We start from the raw sequence: 4,558 nt of genomic DNA, 5'->3' as shown, positions 1-4,558 counted from the left end.
CCTCTACTAAGGAGGTTGTGATCGTAGCGAATGCTCCGCCGATAATAACACCGACGGCGAGATCCATCACATTGCCCTTTAAGGCAAATTCTTTAAACTCAGATACCATACTCATAATTTCTCTCCTCAAAAGGCTTATCTACCATAAAATAAGCGTATAAGTGATGAATCTAGCGGATTTTGGATATAAGCATATAATATATGTGCCATTCCAACAAACTATATTCAACTATTGTCTTTTTATTCTATGCAAAATGCAACACAAAAAAAAGCAGCATAGAATAGTGGTATACCACTCATTCTATGCTGCTTACTAGATATCTTTAATACAGAACCAAATAACGGATGACCATTATTTATTGGTCAATATTAAGCACCTTTCTTACGACCATAACGCTTACGCTCACTTTCAGTCAAATAGCGCTTACGTAGACGAATCGCTTTTGGCGTTACTTCTACTAATTCATCATCTTGAATGAATTCAAGTGCTTGCTCAAGCGTAAACTTGACCGCTGGCGTTAGCGTTAGTGCTTCATCAGTACCACTGGCACGAACGTTAGTTAACTGCTTAGCAGTCGTCGGATTAACCGCCATGTCATCGTTACGTGAGTTAAGACCAACGATCATACCTTCGTAAACTTCAAGCTGTGGCTCAGCAAATAATTTACCGCGTTTTTGTAGGTTAAATAGAGCAAAACCTAAGCAAACACCCTTTGCCATAGAAACTAAGACACCATTCGAGCGACCACCAACCTCACCAATCTTTTGTGGACCGTAATGTGAGAAGCTTGACGTCATGATACCCGAACCTGAAGTCAGAGTTAAGAATTCAGAGCGGAAACCAATCAAACCACGGGCAGGCATAGTCGCTTCGATACGCATGCGACCTTTACCATCAAGTTCCATATTGGTCATCTCGCCTTTACGCAAGCCAATCTGCTCCATGATAGAACCTTGATGCTCATCTTCAATATCGAAGACAACGTTTTCATACGGCTCTTGTAGCTTACCATCAACTTCTTTAACAATAACTTCTGGGCCTGAAACACCCATCTCAAAACCTTCACGGCGCATGTTTTCAATCAATACAGACAGATGCAGCTCACCGCGGCCTGATACTTTAAATTTATCAGGAGATTCTGTATCTTCTACACGTAATGCGACGTTATGAATCAATTCACGTTCTAGACGCTCACGGATATTACGCGAAGTCACAAACTTGCCGTCACGACCAGCAAAAGGTGAGTTATTTACTTGGAAATTCATTGAAACAGTAGGTTCATCAACCGTCAAAGGCTTTAATGCTTCAACGTGATTTGGATCACAGATAGTATCAGAGATATTTAGTGCATCAATACCAGTAATACAAACGATGTCGCCTGCTTGCGCATCTTCAACATCAATACGATCAAGACCATGATAGCCCATAATTTTCAAAATACGGCCATTACGAGTATTGCCATTTTTATCAATGACAGTTACTTGCGTATTGATTTTTACTTTACCGCGCTGAATACGACCAATACCTATAACACCAACGAAGCTGTTGAAATCAAGGCTTGAGATTTGCATACGGAAAGGTGCTTCAGCATCAACTTGAGGAGGCTGAACCACATCAACAATAGTTTTGAAAAGTGGCGTCATGTCATCAGCTAAGTTATCAACTTCTAGACCAGCAATACCATTCAATGCTGAGGCATATACCACTGGGAAATCTAACTGCTCATCAGTCGCACCAAGGTTATCAAACAAATCAAAGATTTGATCCATTACCCAATCAGGACGTGAGCCAGGACGGTCAATTTTATTGATGACAACGATAGGTTTTAGACCTTGCTCGAACGCTTTTTGAGTTACAAAACGGGTCTGAGGCATTGGACCATCAACCGCATCAACGACTAGAAGTACGCAGTCAACCATAGACATTACACGTTCAACTTCACCACCAAAGTCGGCGTGACCTGGGGTATCAACAATGTTGATACGGTATTCTGTACCGTCAGTGTTATCTGTCCAACGAATGGCTGTATTTTTAGCCAAAATAGTAATACCACGTTCTTGCTCAATATCACCTGAATCCATTGCACGCTCAGCAATGTTTGCACGGTCGCCAAAAGTACCAGACTGATGTAATAGCTTATCAACCAAAGTAGTTTTACCGTGGTCAACGTGGGCAATAATTGCAATGTTACGCAGGTGTTTGATATCGTTCGCCATATAAAATGCTCGTTTCGTCTTAAAAAAATGCAGTAGCAGTAAGCACCGCTGGATAAACTTTTGCCATTAACCAGATAAGTAGGATTACCCTATATTAAATGACCATACAATGAGTAAAGCTAGATAATTAATAGAAGTAAAACAAAGACTTATGGTGATAAATCTATCGTACAGATAGCTATGCTAATGTACACTTTGTCAATTTACAAAGTGTTTGGGTGGCTAGTATAACATTATTGAATCATAAATTTATGTAATAACTCACTTTTCTCAGTGCATAAATAAAAAAAAGCCACCCATTGGTTGGCTTTTTTTGTAACTAATCAGTTTATTACAAGATTAGCAGCTATTACTTATTGAACAACCATATCTTTAGTTTGTTCTACAGTCATAGTTTTGTCACCAGTGATGATGGCATAAACACGACGGTTCATAGCACGACCTTCTTCAGTGTTGTTGTCAGCGATTGGTTGGTCATAACCATAACCAACAGTTGATAGACGGTTTGGTGTAATACCAAATTCGTTAGTCAACATAGACTTCACAGCAACAGCACGGGCTTCAGACAGACGTTGGTTATAACGTGCTGATGGACCAGTTTTAGAAGCATGACCTTCTATGCGTGCTGTAGAGTTAGGATACTCACGCATCTTCTCTGCTACTTTAGCGATTTCAGGCTTGTATTGGTCTTTGATAGCTGATTTGTCGTTATCAAAGAATACACGTAGTTCCATTTTTAGCTCATCAGTAATATCTACTGGTACTGGGCAACCGCGCTCATCTACAACAACGTTCATTGGAGTGCCTGGGCATGCGTCGATGCTATCAGGTACGCCATCACCATCAGAATCAAGATCAGATTCTACAACAACGATTGGTGCAGTCTGAACGTCAGGCTCTTGCATAGGTGGTACAGCTACTGCAGGTGCTAAATGACCACCAAGTACTACTTCTAGACCGGCCAAAGCCATGCCTTCCCACCAGTTTTCGTCAAAGTTATGAATCGCACGAGCTTCACCACGTAGGCTTAGCGCATCATTGATACGATACATAGCACCTAGACCTAGGTTACCGATAGTATCTTTAGATTCAGCAACTTCAGTACCAGCTGCATTTTCGATTTCAATTTTAGATTGGCCAGCACCAACCAATACATATGGCTTAAGCTTATTATCAGTATAACCAGTGAACTCTTCAGTACCGATCAAGAAGTTACCAGAAATCATTTCTTGTTCTGCATCACCATCAGTACCGGTGCTAGCGATAGCATCAGTGTTAGAAACACCATACTCTACTTGGAACTGAGTAGAAGGAGTAAGCTCGATACCTAGTGCAGCACCAGTATATAGACCATCTTCTTTATAAAATCTATTAGTGGCAGTGACATCACTGCTGTCAAGGAATGTCTCTTGTTGTTCACTATCAGCGCCTTCGCTGTAGTGATAACCAAGTAGTAATGGGCTGATAGTTACGCCAGCGTTAGCTGCTAGTGGGGCTGCTGTAACAGCAAACAATGCCAAAGCAATTTTATTTAATTTCATGAAACTTCCTCCAAAGGATAATTTTAGTAATGCGTTAAGCAAAACTACTGCTCGAGATGCTTAAAAATAAACATCGTTGACGAACTTAAAACTACAAAGCAAAACCAATTAAGCAGTAGCTTAGCTATTCTCAATTCAGTTTACAACTTTTTTCGTAAACCAGCTACACATTATTACACGATAATGTCATAACTAAAACACATTCGCCTGCTTAACTTACTGAGAGCTAACACACTTTACACTTCTTATCTTTTGTATGTTAGGTCGCAATAGATGATGAAACGATTCCTACCTATTGTTGCAACTCATTTTAATACAAGTAGTTAATTTTCTCTATTGTTAAAATCATCAATTCACGAATTGAAACATTCTTTGACAGTAGACATATATTTAGTTTATATTTACCATTATATTAACAAACAATATTTCACTTATAACATCTAGTAGATTAATTTGATACTTTTTATGTTATCGATTATATCAAGAATATCTATCACTAGATTTAGATGCATGGTCGGACCCAGCAATATATTTAAAACCATCAATAATGACTAAAAACTATCTTCGCTGTCTCTTTCATACAGGTAGCAGTCCATTATGACCATATCGAACACAACTGTTTTAATACTCTCAAAGAATTCTGAAAACCAGAATGAACATGGCTTTACCTTAATAGAGTTAATCGTCACGGTTGCTATCTTGGCAATCATAGCGACGATTGCCACGCCCTATATCTTAAGTCTATTAGCACGTATGGAAGCCAGACGTATTGCAGGGCAAATAGACACTACTCTGACATT

4 protein-coding genes are annotated in these 4,558 nt (G+C 39.4%); 1 reads left to right on the top strand and 3 read right to left on the bottom strand.

What is annotated here, in order from left to right; translation table 11 throughout:
* From VLN09_RS03730 to VLN09_RS03720, 3 genes are all read right to left on the bottom strand, one after another.
* On the bottom strand, positions 1–115 hold a 115-nt coding region (locus VLN09_RS03730; protein WP_325243851.1), incomplete at its 3' end, for an MscL family protein.
* 254 nt (positions 116–369) lie between these two features.
* On the bottom strand, positions 370–2,217 hold the full coding sequence (typA, locus tag VLN09_RS03725) for a translational GTPase TypA (protein WP_325243850.1): 1,848 nt from the start codon (positions 2,215–2,217) through the stop codon (positions 370–372).
* 353 nt (positions 2,218–2,570) lie between these two features.
* A complete protein-coding gene (locus tag VLN09_RS03720; RefSeq protein WP_325243849.1) occupies positions 2,571–3,758 on the bottom strand; it encodes an OmpA family protein in 1,188 nt (395 codons plus the stop codon).
* Between the two features lie 597 nt (positions 3,759–4,355).
* Between VLN09_RS03720 and VLN09_RS03715 the strand changes: the two genes are divergently transcribed.
* The coding region (locus VLN09_RS03715) for a prepilin-type N-terminal cleavage/methylation domain-containing protein (RefSeq protein ID WP_325243848.1) at positions 4,356–4,558 on the top strand (203 nt) is incomplete at its 3' end.

Source organism: Psychrobacter sp. (assembly GCF_035469765.1).
Taxonomy (GTDB): Bacteria; Pseudomonadota; Gammaproteobacteria; order Pseudomonadales; family Moraxellaceae; genus Psychrobacter.
The sequence above is the reverse complement of the archived record's forward strand: the minus strand, read 5'-3'. Positions and strand labels throughout refer to the sequence as shown.